The organism is Sphingomonas panni (genome assembly GCF_022664435.1).
GTDB classification, from domain to species: domain Bacteria; phylum Pseudomonadota; class Alphaproteobacteria; order Sphingomonadales; family Sphingomonadaceae; genus Sphingomonas; species Sphingomonas panni.
Window position 1 is genome coordinate 124,070 of sequence record NZ_JAKREU010000008.1, and the last position, 21,626, is coordinate 145,695.

Below are 21,626 nucleotides of genomic sequence, written 5' to 3' on the forward strand. Positions count from 1 at the left end.
GGGGCTGGACGCGCAAAGATCAATGTGGTTTGCTCACGATACTCACAGGGTATTCAAGCGATGGATCTTCGTCAGTTTCGCTATTTTGTGACCGTCGCGGCCGAACGGAATTTCAATAAGGCGGCAGAGCGGCTGCACATGGCGCAGCCGCCCCTCAGCCGGTCAATCCAGCAATTGGAAGCCGAGATCGGTGCAGAATTGATCGATCGTACGAGCAGGCCGCTTTCCCTGACGCCCATGGGGCACTTCTTCCACGATCAGGCCGTGCAAATTCTGCGGCGTGTCGAAGACATGCGTGCGATGATGGAGGCCGCGATCGCGACCGATAAGCGGCGCTTTACGATTGGGTTCGTGTCATCCACGATCTACGCCCGGCTGCCGGCACTAATACGTGAGTTTCGCTCCGAGCTACCCGATGTAGAGTTGACGCTGGTGGAGAGTACGACCCTTGATCAAATCGCTGCTCTAAAGGAAGGCCGTATTGATATTGGCTTTGGGCGCATCCGATTTGAGGATCCTGCCGTGCGACGCACCGTCCTGCGACGAGAACCCCTAATCGCAGCGGTACCGCTTGCCAGCACACTGGGCATAGACGGCGGTCCCATTTCATTGGCGGCACTCGCTCGCGAAAAAGTAATCCTTTACCCGAGCGCTCCGCGGCCGAGCTACGCCGATCAAGTTCTGTCGCTGTTTCATGACAATGGTCTCACGCCCAGCGTCATCCACGAAGCTAGAGAATTGCAGATTGCGATTGGCTTAGTGGCGGCGGAGGAGGGAGTCGCCATCATTCCAGAATCCGTAAAGCGAGCACGCCCGGACGACGTTCGTTACCTAGAGCTACTAGAACCCGCCCATTCACCTATCATTATGAGCCACCGTGTCGGCGATTTTTCACCAGAAATCTCTGCTTTCATGCGTATCATCGCGCGCAAGTACAACGACTGGAAATATCCTGTGCCCGAAGCGCTGTTGATCACGGTATAACTAAACTAGCAGCATCGACGCCCTCTTTTTAAGTAAGCTTAGGGGCCATCGCGAAACCTTCCCTGCGCGATGGCCTCGCCCAAGTCTAGGTCGATGCCTGCGGTCAGCTGAAAGTTGCTCTCCTACTTCTTGTCGGAACCGATCAGCAGGAGCCGCGAGCCCCGCAACCTGCATGGCGCCAGCTGCGAGGCGGGCTGTCGGTGGAAGCGCGTCGACGATCGGACATCGCGCTCTGTTTGTCTGACATCCGCCATGCTAATCAAAGCTCGGGGAGGCGGGCCGGTGCTCACACAGATACGAAGGATCAAGAACCTCGGGGTCTTCGGTGACTATTCGCGCAGCCCTGAGGTCCCCGACCTGAACCGATACAACCTGATCTATGGCGAGAACGGCTCGGGCAAGACGACGCTCTCGCGTCTGCTCGCCTGCCTCGAGGAGGGCGAGCACGCGGATCACCCTGACCTAGAGTTCACAATCGAGACCCAGTCGGGCGCGTTGGCGCGCGGAACCCGGTATGGGCGCAAGGTGCGGGCGTTCAACAGCGACTTCATCGAGGCGAACATCGGCGGTTTGGACGGGCCGCTGCGTCACATCCTCATTTTGGGTGAGGAGAACAAGCTGGTCGCGGCGGAGATCAAGTCAGAGATCGACACACGAGACGCCCGCCTCCGGCGCATCGCGGAGTTGGACGCATCGGTCGCCAAGCTGGAGACGGAGCGTGGGCGCTTGTTCTCGGGCATCGCGAAGACGATCGGCGAGGCGACGAGCGGGGCGACCCTGCGCAGCTACCGCAAGCCTGACGCGGAGGGCGCGTTCCGGAATCTTACCGGGGGCGAGCAGCTGTCCGACGAAGAACTCGCCCTCCACCACACCACCGTCCACCAGGACATGATGCCGTCGATCGTCCAAATCCAAGAGCCGAGCGTCCGGATCGGCGTTGACGAACCAGAGAGCGCCATCGCCGTAGCGCGAGGCACTGCGCTGCGCGCGTGCGACCTGGCGGCCGAGTCCGCGCAGTCGAATGTCCTGGAACGCCTGTTGGGGAAGCCCGACATCGCAAGCTGGGTCGAGCAAGGCATATCCCTGCACGGCCGGCATTCCTCGGAGACCTGCGAATTCTGCGCGCGACCGATGCCTGCTGAACGGCTCGCAGCTTTGGCGGACCACTTCAGCGCGGAGGACCAACGACTGAAGGCGCGCATCGAGCGCGAGCGCGACCGGTTGTCAGCGGCAATCGAGGGCCTGAACCGGATCATCGCGCCGGACCGCCTCGCCCTTTATTCCGAACTCCGTGACAGCTACGACGCAGCAACCAAAGAACTCGACGCCGCGCTCATAGAGCTCAAGGCCCGGCTGGGCGAGGTTGACGCCACGCTCACGAGCAAGTTGGCCAACCGCACCCGATCATACGAGGCCACGGCGTCCAGTGATACGGCCAGGCTGGCGCAGTCCTTCACGAACCTAAACGCGATCATCGAGCGCCATAATGAGAAAACCGCCGGCTTCGACAGCGCACGCAGTACGTCGCGTGACGCGATCGAGGCACATTACCTGCGTTCAATCAAGGGGCAGGCTGATGAGCTGGCCGAGCGGATAGTCGCCGCCACGGTCGAGATCGCCCTGCTGCGGAACGGTGGCGAGGGCCTGCCGGACGTGCGCGGCATCGCGGCGCTGAACGCCTCCATCGCGGCGAAGCAGGCTCAGGTCTCGAACGAGCACAAGGGCGGAGAGAACCTGACGAGGGATCTTTGTCAATTCCTGGGCAGGACCGATCTACGGTTCGACTCAGGCGTGGACGGCTACCATGTCATGCGACGAGGCAGGCCGGCGAGGCGCCTCAGCGAGGGTGAGAAGACCGCGATCGCGTTCCTATACTTCCTAGTGCAGCTGACGGACCGCGACTTCGACATGTCGGAGGGAGTGGTGGTCATCGACGACCCGATCTCAAGCCTCGACGCCTCGGCGATCTACCAAGCCTTCTCGTTCCTGAAGAACAGGACGCAGGGTGCCAAGCAACTCTTCATCCTCACCCATAACTTCGAGTTTCTCAGACTAGTCATCAACTGGCTTCAGAACATTCCAGGACCCAGAGCGGAGAAGACCTTCACGATGGTCCTCTGCTCCGAAACGGAGGAAGGCCGTTCCGCACGCCTCGCGCCGCTCGACCGGTTACTCATCGATCACGCGACCGAATACCACTACCTGTTCAAGGTGCTGCACACCTTCAAGTCGGACGGGACGATCCTCGGCTGCTACCACGTCCCGAACATAGCCCGTAAGGTGCTTGAGACGTTCCTCGACTTCCACGTGCCCTCCAACCGGAGCCTGCACCGGAAGCTCGAGGAGACCGACTTCGACCCGCACAAGAAGACGGCGATCTACAAGTTCGCCAATGACCTCTCGCACCACACCGGCAAGTCGTTCGACCCAGCCCTCGTGGCGGAAACCCAGAAGAACACGATCTACCTGCTCGAGATGATCGAGGCGGTCGCACCACTCCACTACGGCGGCCTGAAGGCACTCGCGGAGGCTTAGACCCCGCGCGCCACCTTCGCCCGCTTGACGGCACCGGCGTTCATCCGACACACCAACCCGCCCGGATTTTGCAGGCAAAGACGCGGTTGGGAGCGCCGTGGACCATTTCGGCGATCGGCGACGTGTTGATCGGCAAGGGCACCACCGCAGCGAGCCGGGGTGGTAATCGGCGAGCCGTAGCTGAACGAACGTCCGCTTACGCCGATTGCCATCCGAACTCGGTCGGGCCGTAATCCTACCAGAACGTGTAAGTTTCGCTACCGATCTCCCGTCAGGCTAATCCGATTGCCAAGATGGCGGAAGGCGCGATCACGACAGGTGAGAAGGATGATCTGCATCCGCGTTGCCGCCTCCGTCAGGATTTCAGTCATGAGATCGAGGCGGGTATCGTCCGAATAGACCAGCGGGTCGTCCAGGATCAGCGATACTGGCATTCCCTGCTCGAGGAGCATGTCGGCAAAGGCGAGCCGCGTAAGGACTGCCAGCTGCTCCTGGGTGCCCCTGGAGAGATCGCCGCAACTCTCGCCCAAACCGCCCCGCGCAATCGACGCCAAGCCAAGGTCGTCGCCAAAGCCGGGATTCGCACCCGGCAGCAGCCGTTCGATGTGCCGGCGCGCACGCCGCGCCACCGGCCCGACGAATGTCCGTGACGTCTCGGCGCGCGCACTCTCCAACATGTCGCGAAGCAACTTCAGCGTTTCGGCTTCCTGCGTCACACGTGCCAGGTTGGTAGCTGCGGCATCAGCCTCCTCGCGCGCGACTGCGGCGCGGTCGGCCAGCCCCTTGCCGCCTTCCGCCTCGATCCGCGCCTCGAGCCCGGCAATCACCTTTTCCAGGTCGGTACGCTGGGCCCGGGCCACCTCGACCCGCTTGTCCAGCAGGCCGATCTGCCGTTCGATGGTAGCAACGTCATGCGCAGTCGCTGCGCGTTCGGCATCCTGCAGGTTGACGAGCGCTGCCGCCTCCTGCTGGCGCGCATCGCGCAAAGCGTCGTCAAGCGAGGCCACCTCGGGCCTGGCTTCCAAGGTGGCAAGCTGTGCCGCGGCGTTCAGCGCATCCCGCTCGGCGCCAGCTTCCTGCACCATCAATGGAGTATTGCGCGCCTCCACCTCGCGCAACTGCTCGGATGCCACTGCATCGACACCTTCCGCCCTTGCGAGCGCCGTATCCGCCTCACCTAACGCGATGGTCAGCGCCTCGACGTCTGGTTCCTCGCCACTCCCCTCCCCTTCCGCGCCTTCCTGCAATTCGACGATGAAAAGCTTCAGGGCCGACGCGCCCACCTCGATTCCGAGCAGCGTCACGGCAGGCGTGATCCCGATGATCCGCGCCTCGAGCGTGCGAAGGTTGGCGACCGCGTCTCGCGCGGCCTCGTTGCGAGCGCGAGCCGCAGTGACGCTCTCCACCCCGTGCTCGGCCAAGGCCGCGTTCAGATCATCGGTCGCATTGGCGAGCGCCGTCTCGGCGCCTTGCAGCCCGACCGGCGGACGGATGATCAGTTCGGCATCGCCCAGTTGGATGCGCGTCTCGCGAGACAACATCCGGTCTCCACGCTCCGCCGCAGATCCGTCGATCGTCAGGCCGCTGACATCACCGGCGAACTCGATCCGCGTCGCACCGGCATCCACGGCCGCCCGCGCCTTGTCCACGGCACGTTCACGTTCTTCGAGGGCCTTGATGACGGTGGTGGGGATCACCGCAGTCGCGAGCTGTCGCGTCACTTCGTATTCGGCCTCCAGCGCAACCAGCTCGGCATATCGCCGTCGTGCCTCGCCGACTGCTACCCGGCGCTCGCGCTCGGCAGCCCGTATCCGAGCAGCGTCAAGTGCCGCGTGGGCGGTCCGCCCAGTGTCACGAGCACGGGTTAGCAGCTCACGGGCTGTCGTCGCTCGTTCCTGCGCGGCCGCCAACTCCCCGATCAGGCTGGATCGACTATCCCGTGCCTTGCTGAGCGCTGTAGCCGTGTCGCTGACAGCTTTGCGGGCGATTGCGAGGCGCGATGCGAGATCCTCAAGTGCCCTGACACGGTCGACAAGGCGGCCCTGCTCAGCGCGGCGTGTGTCGAGCAGCTGAGCGGCAGAGCGCGCCACGTCAAGCTGGCCTACCAGCGCCCGACGCTGCTCAGCATCGGTTGTATCGGCAAGATCGCGGTCGAGCAGCTTCAGCCGCGCCCGTGCGGCCTCGAGGTCGGAAAAGCCCTGCTCTAGGGCGGCAAGCCGAGTGGCCGCCTCGCTCGCGGCGCGCTGCGCGGCGTCATGCTCGTCGCGGGCCGCAGTCTGGCGACCAGTCAGCCGACCGCTGTTGGTCCAGTATTCCGCGTACTGACTGTCGATGCGGGGGCGAACACGCTGGTAGGCAACACCGCCCATGATCGTGCCGACCTCAGCTTCCAGGGTAGCGCGAACGCTGTCGCGCACGATCTCGCCTGGCGCAGTCACTTCAAGCGCCTGCGCCTGCCCGACCCACAACAGACCGAGTGCGCCGTGGGCGGCCGCGTCGCCGCCCTGGCTGGTGTCGCGACGCGCGCCGAGCAGTGCTTGCAGCTGCGCCTCGGCATCCTCGCCCTGCGCACGCCCGTTCGGTCCCCGAACCTCGACCGAAGCACTCTTCAGGAAGCGCTTGCTGACTTCCCACGCCTCGCCTTTCGCCTCGAAGCCGATCTCGATCTGCGGGGCGACGGCCTCGCCGTAAGGCGCATAGCTGCGCGCAAGCCGGTTGGCGGTGTTGTGCCGGATGAAGAAAGCGGCGCGCATCGCTTCCAGCAGCGTCGACTTGCCGGTCTCGTTGGGCTCTATGATGACGTTGAGCCCATCCGTCAGCCCGTCGAGCACGAAGGGGTCGCGGTATTTGCGGAAGTTTGAGAGCGCGATGCGCCGGATCCGAAGGCTCATGCCGCGTCCTGCCCACGCTGATGTTCCACGAACAGGCGCTCGAGCGCCCGCCTGGCAATGGCGCCGTCGCTGCCACCGGCCTCTATCATGCTCATCAGCTTGGCCGCGGCCGTGCCGATCATACCCTCGACCCGCAGGTCTGCCAGATCCTGTTCGCTCGGCCGACCGACGAGATCGTCGGCGGTGACCGTCAGATGGCGGAGGCGATGGCGCAGGTCATTGTCGAGGCGCGCAAGGATCGCGATACGATCGGATAAACTGACGATACCCGAGAGCGAGAGCTGCAGGAGGGTTGCCGATGGTTCGACCTGCGCAAGCAGCCGGTCGCACTCGGCGGCAAAGCCCTCCGCGTCGGCAACCGTCCACGAACGCATCAGCCACTGGAACCTGCCAGTACGGATTGGCGATACCGACGGCTCCGCCCCAGCCTCAAGCGTCACGAGCAGAGCGTAGCCCGGCTCATCCCGCTGGAAGCGATCGGTTTCGGGCGTGCCTGAGTACCAGGTGCGCGCATCGACCCGGAGGCTCCCGTGCCAGTCGCCAAGCGCAAGATAGTCGAGGTTGGAGCGCTGCGCGCGATCAGGCGCAATCTGGTTCTGCGCCTCGCCGCGCGACGAGAAGTCGCGGATCGAGCCGTGTGCCAGACCGATGCGCAAGCTCGCGCCTGGCGTCTCCATCGTGTCGAACAGCGCGGTCGGATCGTCGAGATTATGCCGGTGGGTCAGTGGTGCCGGTAGCAGCCACTGCCCGGGCTCCAGCTCGCATGGCACCGGCTCGGCGAGGATACGGACATTGGCGGCGCCTTTGGCGCGGACACGATCCCACAAGCCGCTGTTGCGGGCGAAGTCATGGTTGCCGGGCAGCAGCCACCAGGTACAGGCATAGCGCTGCATCCGTGACACCGCCTGCACGATCACGCGGTCTTCCGGTCCCTCAGTATCGAACACATCGCCAGCGACCAGCACATGCGCGACATCATGCTCCGCAGCTGCTTTGCCGATCGCGTCAATCGCATCGAACCGCGCCTCGCTAAGCGCAGCGCGCACGTCGCTGTCGAAGCGGCCATACGGCTTGCCGAGTTGCCAGTCGGCAGTGTGGATCAGGCGTAGCATGGAAACCTTCTGGCGGTGTGGGTTATGGCTGTCGAGCCGGACGTCCTGCCCCCTTCCCTACCCCGCCACCATGTAAAGTCAGCGGATCGCGACAACCTTGACCTCGACGGCATCGGCGATCTTCTTCCAGTTCTGGTCGCTGGTCCATGCGGGCAGACCGTCCCGTCGGGCAAGAGCCAGACAGAAACGGTCACCAAGGCTGAGTCCCGCCTCCGCTGTTGCCGCCCGCAACCGCCCGGCAATCTGCGCGAGTGCCTTGTCGGCCGGCACGACCGTCAGCGGCAATGGATCGAGCATCGCATCGACTTCGCGCTCGGGCATGCCGGCATGGACGAAGTGACTGACTACCTCGGCATAGTTAACGCTGCTCACCCGCGCCCCACCGATCTCAGCCGCGACCTTTGTCGCGCCGCGTTCGCCCTTGAGCATCGCGATGATCGCAGACGCGTCCAGCACCACGCTCATTCGCCGCTCTCTTCCCGACGTCGGGCAAGGAATGCGTCGACGGATGCGTCGGGATTACCGCCAGTGTACTGCTTGGCCAGAGCCTGGGCACGTGCCACAGCCTGACTTGCCGTCCGCAACACCACGCCGTCCTCCGTCTCATCAAGGTAGACCGCACCACCGCCACTCAGGCCAAGGCGCTTCCTCACGTCTGCCGGCAGGCTCATGCGCCCGTTAGGCGTAATGTTGATTTGCAAGGTCATGTTTGCACGCCAGCCCTGATGTACCACGTTGACGCAACATAGCTGACGCCCCCGCCGACGACAACAATGTCGATATTGCGTCTGTCCCTTATACTAATGTCACAGCTGGTACGTTGTGCCACGCCGCCACGATTCTGCCAAATACGCATTTTAGGAGGTACGGTTTGGGTATACCTCTGAAAGACCGGAGCGCGCCCGGTCTTTTTTCCGTCAAACGCGCTCTCAAAAAAGACTGGACATAACAAGACCGTTCATAAAGGACTGAAGCATGTTCGTCCGGGCTTATCTCCGCGCATCGACCGCTGAACAGGATGCGACCCGCGCTCGCGCAGCGCTGGATGCGTTCGCCGCCTCACATGGATTCCGTATCGCATCGCGCTATGTTGAACACGAGAGCGGCACTCGCCTCGCCCGGCCGGAGCTTTTTCGACTACTGGACGATTGCGGCCCCGGTGACGTGTTGCTGGTCGAGCAGGTCGACCGTCTATCGCGCCTCAGCTCGGCCGATTGGAGCAAGTTGCGATCGGAGATCGAGGCACGCCAGGTTCGGATCGTGTCTCTCGATCTGCCAACCTCCTGGAACCTGATCGCTACCCCCGACGACTTCACAGCTCGGATGTTCGCCGCGGTAAATGCAATGATGCTCGACGTCCTCGCCGCGGTCGCTCGCAAGGATTATGATGATCGTCGGCGCCGGCAAGCCGAAGGCGTCAGCCGAGCTCGAACCGCAGGCCTCTACAAAGGCCGCGTTGAGAACACTGCCCGCAACGCCGCGATCGCCCGGTCACTGAAGGATGGGCAGAGCTGGCGCGAGATCATGATCGGCACGGGCTGCAGTCGGACGTTGCTCGCTAAGATTGCTCGCCGCCTGAAGAACGAACGGTCGGGCGACGCCAGCGGCACTGATCCGTGCGCTGTCGAGGACATCGCCTGAGCGCCAGCAATTCGGGCTTCCCCTGCCCTTCCAACTCGCCAAGCCGCTGTGCCGTAGCGTCGACGCCGTCGTCAGGCGCGTTTTCCCAAGGCTTTAACAAAATTCCTTCTGGCTAACGATCCAACAGTCGTTACGGGCGTTATCAATATCGCTGAGCTGATTTCCCAGATACGGTAGACGGCGCAGCAGATGCTGCCTTTTGGCAGTATTTGGGAGGCGTCGGTTAACCATGATGGACAAGGAACTGCTTCGCGGTCTTGAGGAGCATCACCGAGTCATCCGGGTTGGCCTCACGTTAATTCAGAGTCACTGCGCAACCGACTGCGCGAACATTGCCGGTCTGGAAAAGGCTCGCTTAGATCTAACCCGCGCAAGCCGCGAAAGGTCGGCGTTTGTTAGCGACTGCATTATTCCGCGTTTACTGGAAACGGCAGACAGCGACGATCGTGCTGCGCTGTCGGATTTCCTTGTCGCCTTCACCTCTAAGAGGCTCATCTCAGACAAACACATCGAAAGGTGGACCGACGACAAGATCGCAGCCGACGTACCTGGCTACTGCGCGGCCGCTCGTACCATCTGGTCAATGATGGAGGAGCAAATGGAACGCGAAACTCGCGTGCTCGGAGCGCGCTTGCTGCGCAACTCCGAGCTATGCAGCGCGCGACGCTGAGCCTTTACCGTCGCCGCGACTGACGGCGGGGTTGTCTCAAGCGGAGGCGATAGGCGAGCGCCCATACTTTTCGAACAGCAGGTTCAGGGCTTCCGCCATGAGTTTGACTTGGTCGGTGTCGTGCTCGACAGCCAGCATCGCAAGCTGCTTACGAACCGCGGGATCGAAGTAACCGGCAATGTTCACCTTGCCGTTCCGGCGAGGGCCCGGCGCCGCCCGAACAGGCCCGTCCCCCTCCCCCGCCTCGACCGCCTCGGCCGGTCGAGCGATAGGCGACGGCGCTGGCGCAACCTTGCCGCCAATCTCTCCCAGCTTACCCAGACCTGCTGCGAAGCCAACCTTTCTAGTCATGCCGCCTCACCCTTCTTCTTACGCTGCGCAGGTGCACGTGTGCGAGTGTGCAGCTGTGCGACCACCCAGTCAAACAAGGCGGTCACCTCTGCGGCAGCTTTTCCGTTCGGCTCGACCTCCTGCGCTGCTTGGCCCGAAATCATACAGCGGCTGAAGGCGACGCGATCCCCAAACGACGGGTCCGCGACCTGAAGCCCGAACGACGAAGCGATCGTCTCGGCCGCCTCCTGGCCACCAGTGCCTTGGTGAGGCACGCTGTTGAGGACCGCGAACGCCGTTTTGCCAACCAGCTTCAACAGCTCGACTGTCTTCGCCATAGCCCTGAGATCCATGATCGTGGGCTGACACGGTACGAGGATCAGATCTGCCGCCTTTGCCGCCTCGAGAGCTGTGCTCTCGCTGTGCGGAGCCGTGTCGAGGATTACCACGTCGGCCCCCATCGACTTCGCTTCCTCGAGAACCTTTGTCAGCCTGGATGGCTGGATCGATAGCACTGCGGGCGTCTCATCCGCGCGATGATCCTTCCATTCGGCTGCGCTGGCCTGTGGATCGAGGTCGAGGAGCAAGGTGTTCTTGCCGGTAGCGGCGAAAGCTGTCGCAAGGTGGATCGCGAGCGTCGTTTTTCCGACCCCGCCCTTCTGCGCAATGAGAGCCACTGTCTTCATCTTGATATCCTCGCTTTGCCCTATGCACAGTCGTGACTGTGCACACGTGCGCGATTGCGTTGGTACGTATGCCCACACTCGCGCTAGCGCACAAGCGCGAAAACGCACGTGCGCGCGTGTGCACAGGTGCACGGTCGCACCAGTGTCTGAACCGTTGTTGCGTTGAATGACCTTGTTCAATGGTGCCAACACAGCTGCTCAAGCCAGCTCGGCTCAAAGCAATGACGCTGCGCCGGTGAGCCGACTGGTTTCTGGGGCGGGTCTCGCACGTGCGGGCTCTACCCTGCGTCGCTTAGCTGGCGGCGTCAGGCCGCCCCTAAGCACCTCCTCTTACCATCCTCGGTGAGCCCTTCCCGTTCAACATCCATCAGCTACCCACACGACAAGCAGCCCGACTACAGATCCTTCGCACTATCGCGTAATCACGACCGTGCGACGACGCACCCTCGCACCTGTGCACACCTGCGACAGTGCATTATCGCAATAGTGCGCCGAGCCAATGCAGCCCTTAGCGCCGTGTCGCAGAGATCGCGTCGGCGACCTGTCGTCCCTCGGCCGAGCCAGAGCCATGCGCCACGCAATCACGGCGGTCGCATCGCACCTGTGCACCAGTGCACCGGTGATTCATTCCATCGCAGGGTGTGGAGCATAACGCTTTCGCACGATCCCCAACGCTAAGGGGGCGGGTGAAAAGGGAGCTTCTGAACTAGCTGGCGCCTTCGGGGGGAGGGCACCCCACGACCTTGGCAGGCTAGAGCCAAGCGCACTCGCTCACGCATACGCTCCCAGACATACGTGCATCGACGCGCGGGTGCGCTGGTGCACAGAAGCGTAATTGCGACGTCGCAGACGTGCAAGTGAGCACCTGTGCACAGGTGCGCGGTCGCACACTCGCGATACCTATATCAGTATGCCGACGATGACCAACATCAGGGCGGCGTTGGACGCGAGGATCTTCCCGACGCCCAGCGCGCGAGCCGATCGGCCTTTCCTCCTGGTAGACCAGGTGCGGTCGATCCCGGTACGTACTGCCAATATCCCGTCGACGGCTAGGACGGACCCTATAACGAACAGCATCAGGGTGAAGGCCTTCACAAATTCTCGACCTGATGACGGCGATATGGCGAACGCAGCCACGAGACAGACCGTCGCGATCCCGTAGAGCGATGCGCCAGCATCGAGGAGACCGGACATCAGGAGACGGCGAGGTTGGCTCCACGGGATCGGCACAAACATCGTCGGCCTTCTGCAGACGCGGCACGGCTCAACCGGACTGGCGGGCGGCCACGCTCCGAGGCGATTGCCGCAATATCCGCATGTCGGCGCAGTGGGGGAGGGGGCCGTTTGCATCGACTACGCTGACGGATCCGTGATGGTTTCGTCTGCCGGCACGTCGGCGCGCATGGAGGCATTGTAGCAGGCGGGGTCGCAGAACAGCATAGGACGGCCTCTACACGTCATCTGGTGCCCCTCCAGCATGACGGGCCTGCTTGCCAGTCGCTGGCATCGCTCGTTGGTCTTCGTCATGAAGCCGCAAGGGATGGCGATCGGTTCACCACGCGGCGCCTCCATCTCGGCCGCGTCTAGCGGCTCTATGTTGAGGTCCGGGGCAGGATCGAAGAAGTCCCGCTGCTGGATACGCGCGTGTTTCATATGGACACCTGACGACGATGGGGGAGGGGGCTCTCGAGCGATGCTCTCGCTCGCCTGCTAACTCCCTCTCCCCTCTAAAGCTTATTGCCTCGGCGCTGGTGGTGCCATCGGAGGCGCCGGGGAGGGCGCCGGTCCGATCGAAGCTCCAGTTGGTTGGGGCAACCGCGTCTGTGCCTGATTGGTCAGCTTGACGAAGGCGTCGAGCATCGCGACCGAAGTGATCTTGCCCATGTCGGTGCTGGTATACGCACCTCCGAGAGCGCCGACGCCGGCGTTGGTGAGCAGACCGCCTCCCAGGATCGACAGATCCTTTTTGCGGGCCGAGCCCGTCGCGATCGCCTGTTGGATGCCGGTTTTCACCTCGATCAAGGTAAGCATGGTCTGGCTCGACTTGACCTTCTGTTTGAACCCGAGGCCGCCGGGGAACATCGTGCCGAGCCCGCCTCCGCTGCCACCCGCATCAGAATCCGAATAGAGCACCTTGGCCTGGAGAAGGTAATCCGCGGCCTTCAGAGTGGCTTGGTTGTTCGCGCCAGCGACGCTTCCACCCGCTGCGAGCTGACGCTCTCGCTGCAGGGCGTCGAAGCCTTCTCCACGATCGACGACCTGGAAGCAGCCCGATTGAGCAACGAGAAGCTTCAGCAGGGGGATCGGATCAACACGCTGACTCCCGCCGTTCTGGGCTTCTGCCATCCGCATCAGCGCCGCAAGGCCCGGGGGAATGCCCTCGGCGGTTCCTCCAGCGGCGCGCTCCTCCACCAACGCGATGGTCCCGTAGGGTCGATCGCAGCGTGGAACCTGCGTATTCTCGTCGATCCCGATCCCCCCCTTACCCGCCTTCTGGGCGAGCGCCGGCGAAGCCGACGCTGCGAGCAATGCCATGATTGCGATAGTACGGCGCATTGTATCCCTCCCTCGTTCGATGATCGTGTACCATAGGTTTGTTGCTATCTCAGTGCGTTGCGACTGAAATGACCTATTCCAGAAAGCCCTTTGCGCTGTCGGCTTTGACCTCGAGAGCGCGAGCAAGACCGGTCTGCAGCCGGATCGTCTTGTCTGTTGATCCGACCACCTTCACCGGAGCCATCATTTCCTTTGCTGTGGTCGAGCCGAAAAGGCGGTCATTCCCGTGCCAGAAGGCCGTCAGCCCCTCCGCAATCCTGACGCGGTAGGTCCCGACCTGGACCGGTGTTGCCGTCTTCTTCCCCCCAGCTACGTAGATCCCCAACACATCCTTGTCGGTCGCGACGTCGTTCAAGACGACCACGTAGCCATGATTGGGCCTGTCTGGAGCGCGAAACCTTAGAATGCCCTGTCGACGGTTAAGGTCGGTTGCCGGTGTGGTGAACACCGTGCCGCTTTCCGGGAATGGCACTGGAATCATCCTCTGAAATGCCGACGTCATCACCGAGGTGTACGTCCTATAGATGACATACATGCCCCCGAGCGCGACGGCCGGAACTAGGATTGCTTGAAGTAGCGCACGTCCGACGCCGGCCATTTGCCATCTTGCGTTGGTCCATGACGATCCCTGGCCCATTTCCACACGCCCGCGCTTGTCGTTCCAGATCGTCGGGCCGTCATCGATACCCTGGCGCCTCCGATACCGGGCCCGCATATAGTCGCGATCATCAAGCCCCATGACGTGCCGCTCCAGTTGTTATGGCGCGCTTCGTCACGGCGCGGTGATGCAGAATCTTCAGCTGCTGCATGAAGTCGGCGATGACGAAGGAAAACTCGTCTGCGACCTCCTTCTCGGCCGCACATTCCGGCGCGATCGAAGCCGCGGCGAGCACCAAATGAGCCGCTGCAATCGGATGCTCATCCATGAGGTGAAAGGCTCTCGTGCGAAGATCGTCGGCCAGCTCCTCGGCGGGGGTGTGTACCCCGGCTTGGCTGGTAGGGGCGCTCTGAGCGTCATCTAATCCGCTGGCTTCGGCAGATGGACGTGATCGTTCGGCTATTGCCATGGCTACATGACCTCGTGGCGGGGAAGGTTCTGTGCGGGGAGGGGTCGCAGCGACGCGACGATCGGCATGACGTCGTTGAAGTTGGGCTGCACGCGCCCGGGCACGCGGATCGTGCGATATCCCGCATAAGCCGTCATTTCGTCGCGAACGCGGTCCTTGAACGGGTTATGCGACCAGTCGTCGACCTCGATTAGCGCGACGATCAGGCCCGTCGCACGATCCTGCGCCACGAAGTCGACGATCTTCTGCGAAAAGGCATTCCGGTCGGAAATCTTGCTCTTCCGCATTGGGCTTTGCGGTACGCGCAGAAGCGCTCCCATCGCGACTTGCGCATGGATACGGCAGTGCGGCAGGGCGCGCTCGAGGACGTTGAGCATGGCCGTCTCGCGCGGGGTCAGGAAGCGTTTCGCAACCGGGCGCGGTGGACCGAATATGTTTCGAACACCTAGCGCCTTCAGGATGAGGACGGCCGAGACCAATGCGATCAGGAGGGGGAGGGGCTTGTCCATCATCGGACGGCACTCAGAGGGATCGAATCCGATGTTTTGCCGCTCTCAGCCGCTGATAGCCGGTTTTCGGACATAGAAAGCCACTGCACCTCTTTTGATGATGCTGGCCTTCCGGGGATGAGCTGCGCGGCGACGACGATGATCGCGAATATGACTAGGACCCGGGCGAGTTGAACGATCATGCGCCGATCGATCGATCGGCGCGCATCGTCCTTCTTCTCCAGTTCGGCTGCACCCTGCAGACAGGCGAGCGCTCCGTCACTCAGGATACGAGCATTTTGGGTTTCGTCGTCAAACAGGGTGGCGTCGCCACTCGAAAACCGACTGGCTCGAATAGCGAGCAGATCATGCGCGAGCCTGCGCAACTCTTCGGACGTGGGTTTGCTCTGAAATATCGGGCTCATGGCGTTCCTCACATATCCAGGCTTAGATTTTTCTGAGGGAGCCCCGGCAGCTGGTCGCCGTGGCCAGGCATCGCGGGCAGGGAGCTCAAATCGTCCATGTCGAGCGGGCGCATTCCCAGCTCGTCGTCCTTCCGCGTCTCCGGGCGCTTCTGGCGATCCTCGTCATCCTTGCGGTCGAGCGCGAGGCCGTCACGCTCCATCTGCTTCGGATCCGAGTAGTCGTTCTCCGACTTGCCCATGGGTGGGAGGTCGTCAGCCGACGTCAGCGATGCGTCGAAGATGATCCGCTGCCCGTCATCGCGATCGAGTGTCGCTGCTGCTGCGCTAAGCGCGTCGTCGGCCGCCTTGGTATGTCGCCCCGGGCCGTCGATATCGAGGCGTCCGAGGGTCTCGAGCGACGCCGTCTTGTTGCCGGGGTTGCTGTCGAGTTGTCGGTCCAGCTTCTGAAGGTTGTCGATGACCATCGTCAGCTCGAACCGCACGCGGGTGACGGCGACGTTGAAAAGGCGCTGGTTGGACAGGTTGCGCTCGAAGCTGCGCATGGCGACTATCGCGTCGTTGGTCGTGACGCCCTGTGCCATGTGCATGTTCAGGGCGTATGCGAGATCCATGCGGTGCATCATCCGGTCACCGTTCTCGAGCGTGACCTCGTCTTTGTTGGCCAGCTGTACGGTGACCTTCCCGTCCTCGATCCGAGTGATGGTGCCGAGCGAGGCGTTGAAAATCCCGCGGTCCTTGTCGTTATCCGTCCACCTGATGCGATCGCCCTCATGGATGCGGATCGTCTCCAAGGTCGCGAGCGACATGCGATCCTTGCCGATCATGGGGTCCATGCGCTGGGGATTGAATTTGATGGCGCGCCCATTCTGGACCACCTCCACCCTGCCGTTGGCGAAAGTGCGTCTGACCTCCGCCACGCCGCGGCGCAGGCCGAGCTCCGGGATCACCTCCTGTATCTGAAGCTGCTGACCCTTCTCGTAGGATTGGGCGTACCGCAGCTCCTCGCGGGTCAAATTGATGTTCTGCAGGACTGTAACGAACAAGCCATCGCCCTTGAGCGTGCCCTCGTCCCGCAAGCCCTTCTGGACCGCATCATTGATGTCCGCTCGTGTTTCGCGCCCGGAGGCGAAGATCGCCGTTTCAGCGCGCTTCTCCGGCGACAGGTCGAGCCATAGCTCCGCCGCACGCGCGGCCGGGTCTTGGTGTTCGACCACCTTGTCACCGAGCACTTTTAGCGCCTGGCCCGCCTTTCCGACGTTGGCGAGTGCTGCAACCGTCCGAAGCTGGTCGGTCTGCTGTCGCAGATTTTCATCCATCCGAGCCATGCCGATCATCGCCGCCTGCATCATCGCGAACGCCTTGCCGGCGTCGATCGGGAGCAGCTGCTGTCGGTCGCCGATGAGCGCGATACGTTCGATGCCGAGCGCCTCTGCGATCGTCAGCATCTTCAACATCTCCTGGTTGGAGACCATCGACGTCTCGTCGACGACGATGACCGTGTCCTTCAGCTCGTCCCGCCGCGCCTGAGCAGCCGGCGTGTTCGGGTTTATGGCGTGCTTCTCATTGTGCCAGATGAAGTGCGCGATCGTCTCGGCGCTGACGCCGGCGGCCTGCATCTGGTCGACCGACATCTCCCGATTGGGGATCGCATCGGGCCGGGCCATGCCCTCCTTCATGTCGGCGACCATCTTGTTCTGAAAGGCGAGGCCTAGCACCGACTTGCCTTCAGATTCCGCCACGCGTGCGACAGCTTGGAGCATCGTCGACTTGCCCGCGCCGGCGATGCCCTGCACCGCGACGATCTTGTCAGGCGAGGACACGACCAGCGTTGCGGCTGCAAGCTGTCCTTCGTTCAGCGCGTGAGGGGAGGCGGCCTGTAGGCGGTCTGGTGCCTCCGAAGGGGCAACCAGCGGTGTCGCAGTGCCTTTGCCGGCCTCTACTCGCTCAAGGATCCGTTCCTCGGTTCTGAGGGATTCCGGCGTCGTTACGGCGGCCACCATCCCGGCGCTGCTACGGATCTCGCCGGCAAGCAGCTTGCCCTTCTCGGTCAGCTGATCGATGCGCGCCTCGACGTGATCGATCGTCACGCCCTTCAAATTGAAGTCGAGTGCCTTCTTGGCGACCTGGTTCTTCTCGAATGCCGCCTCGCGCTGGCCCAAGGTCCGGATCGCCGAGGCAACGGCGAGCTGCGCGTTGGCTTGCCCGGCGCTCTGCGCCATTCGCACGAAACCGCGGTCGACGAGCGGGTCGGGCGAACGCATCAAGCCCGACACCGTTTCTCTCGCCACCTTCACGGCGTCTGCGATGGCATTGTAGCTGCGGCCAATAGCCCCGGCGTTCTCACGCTGCTCCATCTTCGCGGCGGCGTTCATCGCACCCTCAAGCAGCGCCTTTCCGTCCCAACCGGCTGCGGCTGCATCCTTCATCCAGTCGAGGACCAGGCCGTCCCGATCCTCGAGGTTGAGTTTGGGATCGCGGGTTGTGACGGTGACACCGTCTCGCCCCTTAGGTGATACGATACCCAGCTCGGCCGCCTTCTCGAGGATCTGCTCACGGCGCTGGCTGAAGGTCTCGAGGACGTCCTTGGGCACCCCGACAATCTCGAACGTGCCGTGCTTTCCGGTCGCTACAAGTTGGTAGCCGAGCTTCTCCAACTCATTGCGGAGATACGCATGGTAGATTGCGCCGATCACGGTGTTGTTCGCCCAGATTTTGTCAGCGTGGAGCGCATGCCACTCGCCATCCGGCCCCTTCGTCAGGTTGGCCAGGATCGCATGGATATGGAGCTGGGGATCGAGCGCGCGGCTCGTGTCGTGCTGAAAGAGTGCGTAGACCAAATTGCCGGTCTTCACCGCCTCCGTTTTGCCGTCCTTCGTGATGCGCGTTTCAGCGAGGTTCTTCTCGATCCATGACAACGTCTGCTGGACCGCCTTGGTATGGGCTCCGTCCGGGCCGAGGATACGCTTGTCCCCTGCCACATAGGCCATGAGCGAGACTGACTTCGGTGCCGAGAAGGTGAGGTCGTACCCCGGCCGCCGACCCTCTCGTTGGTCGACCTTCTCTCCTGAAGGCAGCTCGCCATGCAGTGCCTTCGCGAAAGCCTCTTGGCTGACCGCGCCGGTAAGGCCTGCCGTGGCGGCGCCTTCCCCGCCCCAAAGGCTGACGTCTCCAGCCTTCTCGTCGGTGTAATAATCACCTGCGACATAGTCGTCCTTGGTGAAATACTTCGCCGCGCCGGAGGCCGATTTCACGGTAGCGATCGAGTGCATCGTTACAGCCCGATCCCGTCGTCTTCAGGGAAGGCGTCACGCGCTTCGCGGACGGACAGATCCTCCGGCCGCTCCGCGGTCGGTGTCGGATCGTCACGCAACCGTTCGTCGCTGCGCGCAGGGGCGCTGCGCCCATCCATGGACCGGGCCCGGTCGTCACGCTCATCATCGCTGGTCCGGCCGCGATCGGCCGGCGATCCCGCTTCGGTGCTGCTCACCACCGTCGCCTCCGACGATGGGCCGTCACGGGAGTTATCGACCTCCCCTTCGCTGGGCTGGGAGAGGATATTCGCGGCGAGATTGTTCGCGACGTTGGCCGGTTCTACCTCCTCCTCCGACAGTGCCAGCGACTCCCCACGCCCGCCGTCATCACCACCGCTGTTCGGCTTTCCACCACCTCCGCGACCAGACGCCGCAGGCGCGTCAGGATCGCGCGGTTTCCGCGGGACGAAACCTTCCGCGACCTTCGGGTAGTGCTCCCACTCGAGCTGGATGCGCGCGGCAGGGAAGCCGTCAGGAAATTTGACGAAGCCGTGCATGGATGGAAGGTTCGTAATGTCGTCTGGGATGACCAGCGGCTCGACCTGCTTCCGAGGCGTCAGGGTCGAGGCATCGCGGGTGTTGTTGTAGCCGTAGCTATACCCCTCATCCATCTGCCGGATTTCACGGTTGCCGATGTATCTGGCGCACTGCTCCGCGGTATCGAGATCGGCCGCAGCCAGGATCAATTTGGTGCGCGCGAGCGACGACAGATTGCGGGCGTTTTCCTCGCCGTAGACCTGCACCAGCTTGTCGAAGGAGTGGAGCCCAAGGATCATCGCCCCGCCGAAATTTCGGGCGGTCTGCAGGCCGCTTTCGATCGCCGGGAGCCGGTGAAGGGCACCGAGCTCGTCAAACATGAACCACGTCCGCAGCGACCGGGTTTTCGGCATCGTCATGAGCGAGTGGATGGCGAGGTTCGACCACAGCGTGAGCAGCGCCCGGTTCATCTCGAGATCGGTGTAATTTGAGGTGATGAAGAGGATCGAACCGGGCTTCTTGTCGCCGGTCATCCAGTCCTTGATCGAGTAGGTGCGCCCCTCGTCGGGGAGGAAGCGCAGGACCTGCGCATTGGTGTTGAAGACGGCGCGGATCGACTCCGCCATGCGCGCGGCTTCAGGCGCCGTCAGAGGGTCTGCGATCGTCTTGGCTAGGTGCTTGTGAACCTGCTTCAGGTCGGCCGTCATGAGGTTGTCCGCCAGTGCCTGGTTCGTTGTCATTTTCTTCTCGATGAGCTTCATGCACATCTCGATGAACAGGGTCCGCGCGGCGAGCGCCCAGAAGGGCTCGGAGGAGCCGCCATCGGACGGAATGAGGGCGGCGGCAGCGGCCGTGAACTCGCTGTAGGTCCGGCAGTCGTTGAAGATCGACCAGGCCGGGCAGCGCGCGTCCATCGGGTTCAGGATCGTGTCCCGTTCGGGGTCGTAGAACGCCTCGACATAAGCCCCTGTCAGATCGAACACGACGGCGCTGTCTTGGCGCTGCCGGATCTGTGCGATGGTCTTGCGGAGGGCGGTCGTCTTACCGGCGCCGGTCGTGCCGAGAAGCAGGGAATGGGACTGCTCAAGGCGGTGCGGGTAGGGGATGCCCGCGATCGTGTACGGATGGTGGATGCCTCCCGCTTTGCGGGCTCCAAACGGCAGCTTCAGGACCTGCTCCGGCGTCTTGTTCGGGAACAGGCTTTGAGCCTCTTTCACGAACTCGATTTTGTTGTGCTGGACGATCTCGGCATAGAGGACATCGCGCTCGACCAGCATGGCTCCGCGCTCGTGACGCTCCTGAACCATTGCCTTGCCGCGCCGCTTGGAAAAGTCGACGTACCAGATGGCAAGGGGCACGGTGACGCAGGACGCGATCATGGCCGATCCGATCACCCCGCGGACGGCTTTCGTCCAAGCCCGAGCGACTTCCGGAACGTAGGGCACATAGCCCATGATCGTGCGGTGCAGACTGTTGTCGGGCATCCGCAAATCGACCTGCTTCAGGTTGTCCAGGGCGACCCAATTCCAGAGACCCGCTAGAACCCGCATGCAGATCAGCTGGACGTTGTTTTCATCGAGGGTGATGGACAGGATAATGACGTAGGCGAGAGCGAACACGCCGAGCCACATCAGGATCGGCAATTTGGCCCCCTGCAGCCACATCAGCACCTGAGTGTTTAGGAGCTGCGAACCACGCGTGAAGTTGCCCGAATTGCGGGGGAGTTCGCCTCGCGCCGAGTGGTGTTCCTGAGGGATAGGACGGCCGTCATTGCGGATGTCACGCCGCATGGCCTTGGGGTCATCGCGCGCCATGATACTGCTCCATCCGAAGGTCAGTCTGGGCGATCAAATGGTCGCGCAATTCGGGGTGGTTTTCGCGAATGATCGCGTCGAGCGCGATCTGCGTATATTCGGTCACGCGCATGTGGCGGAGCTGGCTGTCGTCGGCACGCTTCGCACCGGCGACGAATTGCTCGATCGCCAATCGGATCACGTCTGACGTGCTGCGATTTTGGCGTGCCGCTACCGCATCGACCTGGTCACGTAGATCCCGCGGGATCCGGACCGTGCAGTGTGTTTTGGTACTCAAGAACCAGCTCCCTAGCAGGGGGGCTGGTGGGCACTCCGTGGTGTAGTTTTTAGCGGGTCTTCAATGCTCATTCAAGCCGCTCGTTGATTTGCGCCTCGAAATCGTGCCACATCGTAACACGCAAAAAGCGCGGTTTTCTGCGGTTTTCTGAGTGTGTTACGTTGTGCCACAAAGCGTAACACATTGTGACCCTCATTCGTCATCTGCTAACCTGTTGAAATTGCTCGGGAAAAGGCAAGCGAAGCTTGCGTAGGGTGTGCTCTACTGTAGTCCCGATTCCTTCGTATTGCTCTGGCTGTTCCGGTCCGTCGAGACGGCTCGGGATCGCCTCGGTTTTCCGCCGGGATCCAATCCGCCGCTAG

20 protein-coding genes are annotated in these 21,626 nt (G+C 62.6%); 4 read left to right on the forward strand and 16 right to left on the reverse strand.

What is annotated here, in order from left to right; all coding sequences use genetic code 11:
• Nucleotides 1–60: 60 nt before the first annotated feature.
• Nucleotides 61–984, forward strand: a complete 924-nt coding sequence (locus MF609_RS15585) for a LysR family transcriptional regulator (protein WP_022674945.1) — start codon at nt 61–63, stop codon at nt 982–984.
• A gap of 282 nt (nt 985–1,266) precedes the next feature.
• Nucleotides 1,267–3,519, forward strand: coding sequence for an AAA family ATPase (locus MF609_RS15590; protein ID WP_066667207.1), 2,253 nt, complete (start codon nt 1,267–1,269; stop codon nt 3,517–3,519).
• A 257-nt stretch (nt 3,520–3,776) separates the two neighbouring features.
• Here MF609_RS15590 and MF609_RS15595 read toward each other — a convergent pair whose 3' ends face one another.
• From MF609_RS15595 to MF609_RS15610, 4 genes are all read right to left on the reverse strand, one after another.
• Nucleotides 3,777–6,410 carry an AAA family ATPase gene (locus MF609_RS15595; RefSeq protein ID WP_022676110.1) on the reverse strand — a complete coding sequence of 878 codons (2,634 nt, stop codon included), beginning with the start codon at nt 6,408–6,410 and terminating at the stop codon, nt 3,777–3,779.
• Complete coding sequence (locus MF609_RS15600) at nt 6,407–7,522, reverse strand: metallophosphoesterase family protein (protein ID WP_022676111.1); 1,116 nt, start codon at nt 7,520–7,522, stop codon at nt 6,407–6,409. The genes MF609_RS15595 and MF609_RS15600 overlap by 4 nt, the downstream gene beginning before the upstream one ends.
• A 78-nt stretch (nt 7,523–7,600) precedes the next feature.
• On the reverse strand, nt 7,601–7,987 hold the full coding sequence (locus MF609_RS15605) for a type II toxin-antitoxin system VapC family toxin (RefSeq protein ID WP_022676112.1): 387 nt from the start codon (nt 7,985–7,987) through the stop codon (nt 7,601–7,603).
• Nucleotides 7,984–8,229: an AbrB/MazE/SpoVT family DNA-binding domain-containing protein gene (locus MF609_RS15610; RefSeq protein ID WP_022676113.1), complete on the reverse strand. Its 246-nt coding sequence runs from the start codon at nt 8,227–8,229 to the stop codon at nt 7,984–7,986. The genes MF609_RS15605 and MF609_RS15610 overlap by 4 nt, the downstream gene beginning before the upstream one ends.
• A 268-nt stretch (nt 8,230–8,497) precedes the next feature.
• Between MF609_RS15610 and MF609_RS15615 the strand changes: the two genes are divergently transcribed.
• A complete protein-coding gene (locus tag MF609_RS15615) occupies nt 8,498–9,163 on the forward strand; it encodes a recombinase family protein (protein WP_022676114.1) in 666 nt (221 codons plus the stop codon).
• A gap of 232 nt (nt 9,164–9,395) precedes the next feature.
• The gene (locus tag MF609_RS15620) at nt 9,396–9,833 is read left to right on the forward strand and encodes a hypothetical protein (protein WP_158441968.1); all 438 of its coding nucleotides are present in this window, start codon (nt 9,396–9,398) and stop codon (nt 9,831–9,833) included.
• A gap of 36 nt (nt 9,834–9,869) precedes the next feature.
• Here MF609_RS15620 and MF609_RS15625 read toward each other — a convergent pair whose 3' ends face one another.
• From MF609_RS15625 to MF609_RS15680, 12 genes are all read right to left on the reverse strand, one after another.
• Nucleotides 9,870–10,184 (reverse strand): ribbon-helix-helix domain-containing protein, encoded by a 315-nt coding sequence (locus MF609_RS15625; protein WP_022676116.1) that lies wholly within the window; start codon nt 10,182–10,184, stop codon nt 9,870–9,872.
• Nucleotides 10,181–10,849 (reverse strand): ParA family partition ATPase, encoded by a 669-nt coding sequence (gene parA / locus MF609_RS15630; protein ID WP_066667192.1) that lies wholly within the window; start codon nt 10,847–10,849, stop codon nt 10,181–10,183. Before parA ends, MF609_RS15625 begins: the two co-directional genes overlap by 4 nt.
• Before the next feature lie 900 nt (nt 10,850–11,749).
• Entirely contained in the window at nt 11,750–12,043 is a 294-nt protein-coding gene (locus MF609_RS15635) for a hypothetical protein (protein WP_022675752.1), read from the reverse strand.
• Between the two features lie 159 nt (nt 12,044–12,202).
• The gene (locus MF609_RS15640) at nt 12,203–12,502 is read right to left on the reverse strand and encodes a hypothetical protein (protein WP_022675751.1); all 300 of its coding nucleotides are present in this window, start codon (nt 12,500–12,502) and stop codon (nt 12,203–12,205) included.
• Between the two features lie 81 nt (nt 12,503–12,583).
• Nucleotides 12,584–13,405: a CsgG/HfaB family protein gene (locus MF609_RS15645; protein WP_022675750.1), complete on the reverse strand. Its 822-nt coding sequence runs from the start codon at nt 13,403–13,405 to the stop codon at nt 12,584–12,586.
• Between the two features lie 73 nt (nt 13,406–13,478).
• Complete coding sequence (locus MF609_RS15650) at nt 13,479–14,144, reverse strand: hypothetical protein (protein ID WP_022675749.1); 666 nt, start codon at nt 14,142–14,144, stop codon at nt 13,479–13,481.
• Nucleotides 14,134–14,472 (reverse strand): hypothetical protein, encoded by a 339-nt coding sequence (locus tag MF609_RS15655; RefSeq protein ID WP_148291664.1) that lies wholly within the window; start codon nt 14,470–14,472, stop codon nt 14,134–14,136. Before MF609_RS15655 ends, MF609_RS15650 begins: the two co-directional genes overlap by 11 nt.
• 2 nt (nt 14,473–14,474) lie before the next feature.
• On the reverse strand, nt 14,475–14,984 hold the full coding sequence (locus tag MF609_RS15660; protein WP_022675746.1) for a DUF2726 domain-containing protein: 510 nt from the start codon (nt 14,982–14,984) through the stop codon (nt 14,475–14,477).
• Nucleotides 14,981–15,385 (reverse strand): hypothetical protein, encoded by a 405-nt coding sequence (locus MF609_RS15665; RefSeq protein ID WP_022675745.1) that lies wholly within the window; start codon nt 15,383–15,385, stop codon nt 14,981–14,983. Before MF609_RS15665 ends, MF609_RS15660 begins: the two co-directional genes overlap by 4 nt.
• A gap of 8 nt (nt 15,386–15,393) precedes the next feature.
• Complete coding sequence (gene mobF / locus MF609_RS15670; protein ID WP_242417106.1) at nt 15,394–18,654, reverse strand: MobF family relaxase; 3,261 nt, start codon at nt 18,652–18,654, stop codon at nt 15,394–15,396.
• Between the two features lie 2 nt (nt 18,655–18,656).
• Entirely contained in the window at nt 18,657–20,987 is a 2,331-nt protein-coding gene (locus MF609_RS15675; protein WP_066667199.1) for a type IV secretion system DNA-binding domain-containing protein, read from the reverse strand.
• Nucleotides 20,974–21,264, reverse strand: coding sequence for a ribbon-helix-helix protein, CopG family (locus tag MF609_RS15680; protein WP_066667201.1), 291 nt, complete (start codon nt 21,262–21,264; stop codon nt 20,974–20,976). The genes MF609_RS15675 and MF609_RS15680 overlap by 14 nt, the downstream gene beginning before the upstream one ends.
• Between the last annotated feature and the right edge of the window lie 362 nt (nt 21,265–21,626).

Excerpts from the sequence above, each read along its gene's own strand:
- MF609_RS15585 (WP_022674945.1), top strand. The coding sequence starts at position 61 with ATGGATCTTCGTCAGTTTCGCTATTTTGTGACCGTCGCGGCCGAACGG.
- MF609_RS15595 (WP_022676110.1), bottom strand. The coding sequence starts at position 6,410 with ATGAGCCTTCGGATCCGGCGCATCGCGCTCTCAAACTTCCGCAAATAC.
- MF609_RS15600 (WP_022676111.1), bottom strand. The coding sequence starts at position 7,522 with ATGCTACGCCTGATCCACACTGCCGACTGGCAACTCGGCAAGCCGTAT.
- MF609_RS15605 (WP_022676112.1), bottom strand. The coding sequence starts at position 7,987 with ATGAGCGTGGTGCTGGACGCGTCTGCGATCATCGCGATGCTCAAGGGC.
- MF609_RS15610 (WP_022676113.1), bottom strand. The coding sequence starts at position 8,229 with ATGACCTTGCAAATCAACATTACGCCTAACGGGCGCATGAGCCTGCCG.
- MF609_RS15615 (WP_022676114.1), top strand. The coding sequence starts at position 8,498 with ATGTTCGTCCGGGCTTATCTCCGCGCATCGACCGCTGAACAGGATGCG.
- MF609_RS15620 (WP_158441968.1), top strand. The coding sequence starts at position 9,396 with ATGGACAAGGAACTGCTTCGCGGTCTTGAGGAGCATCACCGAGTCATC.
- MF609_RS15625 (WP_022676116.1), bottom strand. The coding sequence starts at position 10,184 with ATGACTAGAAAGGTTGGCTTCGCAGCAGGTCTGGGTAAGCTGGGAGAG.
- parA (WP_066667192.1), bottom strand. The coding sequence starts at position 10,849 with ATGAAGACAGTGGCTCTCATTGCGCAGAAGGGCGGGGTCGGAAAAACG.
- MF609_RS15635 (WP_022675752.1), bottom strand. The coding sequence starts at position 12,043 with ATGTCCGGTCTCCTCGATGCTGGCGCATCGCTCTACGGGATCGCGACG.
- MF609_RS15640 (WP_022675751.1), bottom strand. The coding sequence starts at position 12,502 with ATGAAACACGCGCGTATCCAGCAGCGGGACTTCTTCGATCCTGCCCCG.
- MF609_RS15645 (WP_022675750.1), bottom strand. The coding sequence starts at position 13,405 with ATGCGCCGTACTATCGCAATCATGGCATTGCTCGCAGCGTCGGCTTCG.
- MF609_RS15650 (WP_022675749.1), bottom strand. The coding sequence starts at position 14,144 with ATGGGGCTTGATGATCGCGACTATATGCGGGCCCGGTATCGGAGGCGC.
- MF609_RS15655 (WP_148291664.1), bottom strand. The coding sequence starts at position 14,472 with ATGGCAATAGCCGAACGATCACGTCCATCTGCCGAAGCCAGCGGATTA.
- MF609_RS15660 (WP_022675746.1), bottom strand. The coding sequence starts at position 14,984 with ATGATGGACAAGCCCCTCCCCCTCCTGATCGCATTGGTCTCGGCCGTC.
- MF609_RS15665 (WP_022675745.1), bottom strand. The coding sequence starts at position 15,385 with ATGAGCCCGATATTTCAGAGCAAACCCACGTCCGAAGAGTTGCGCAGG.
- mobF (WP_242417106.1), bottom strand. The coding sequence starts at position 18,654 with ATGCACTCGATCGCTACCGTGAAATCGGCCTCCGGCGCGGCGAAGTAT.
- MF609_RS15675 (WP_066667199.1), bottom strand. The coding sequence starts at position 20,987 with ATGGCGCGCGATGACCCCAAGGCCATGCGGCGTGACATCCGCAATGAC.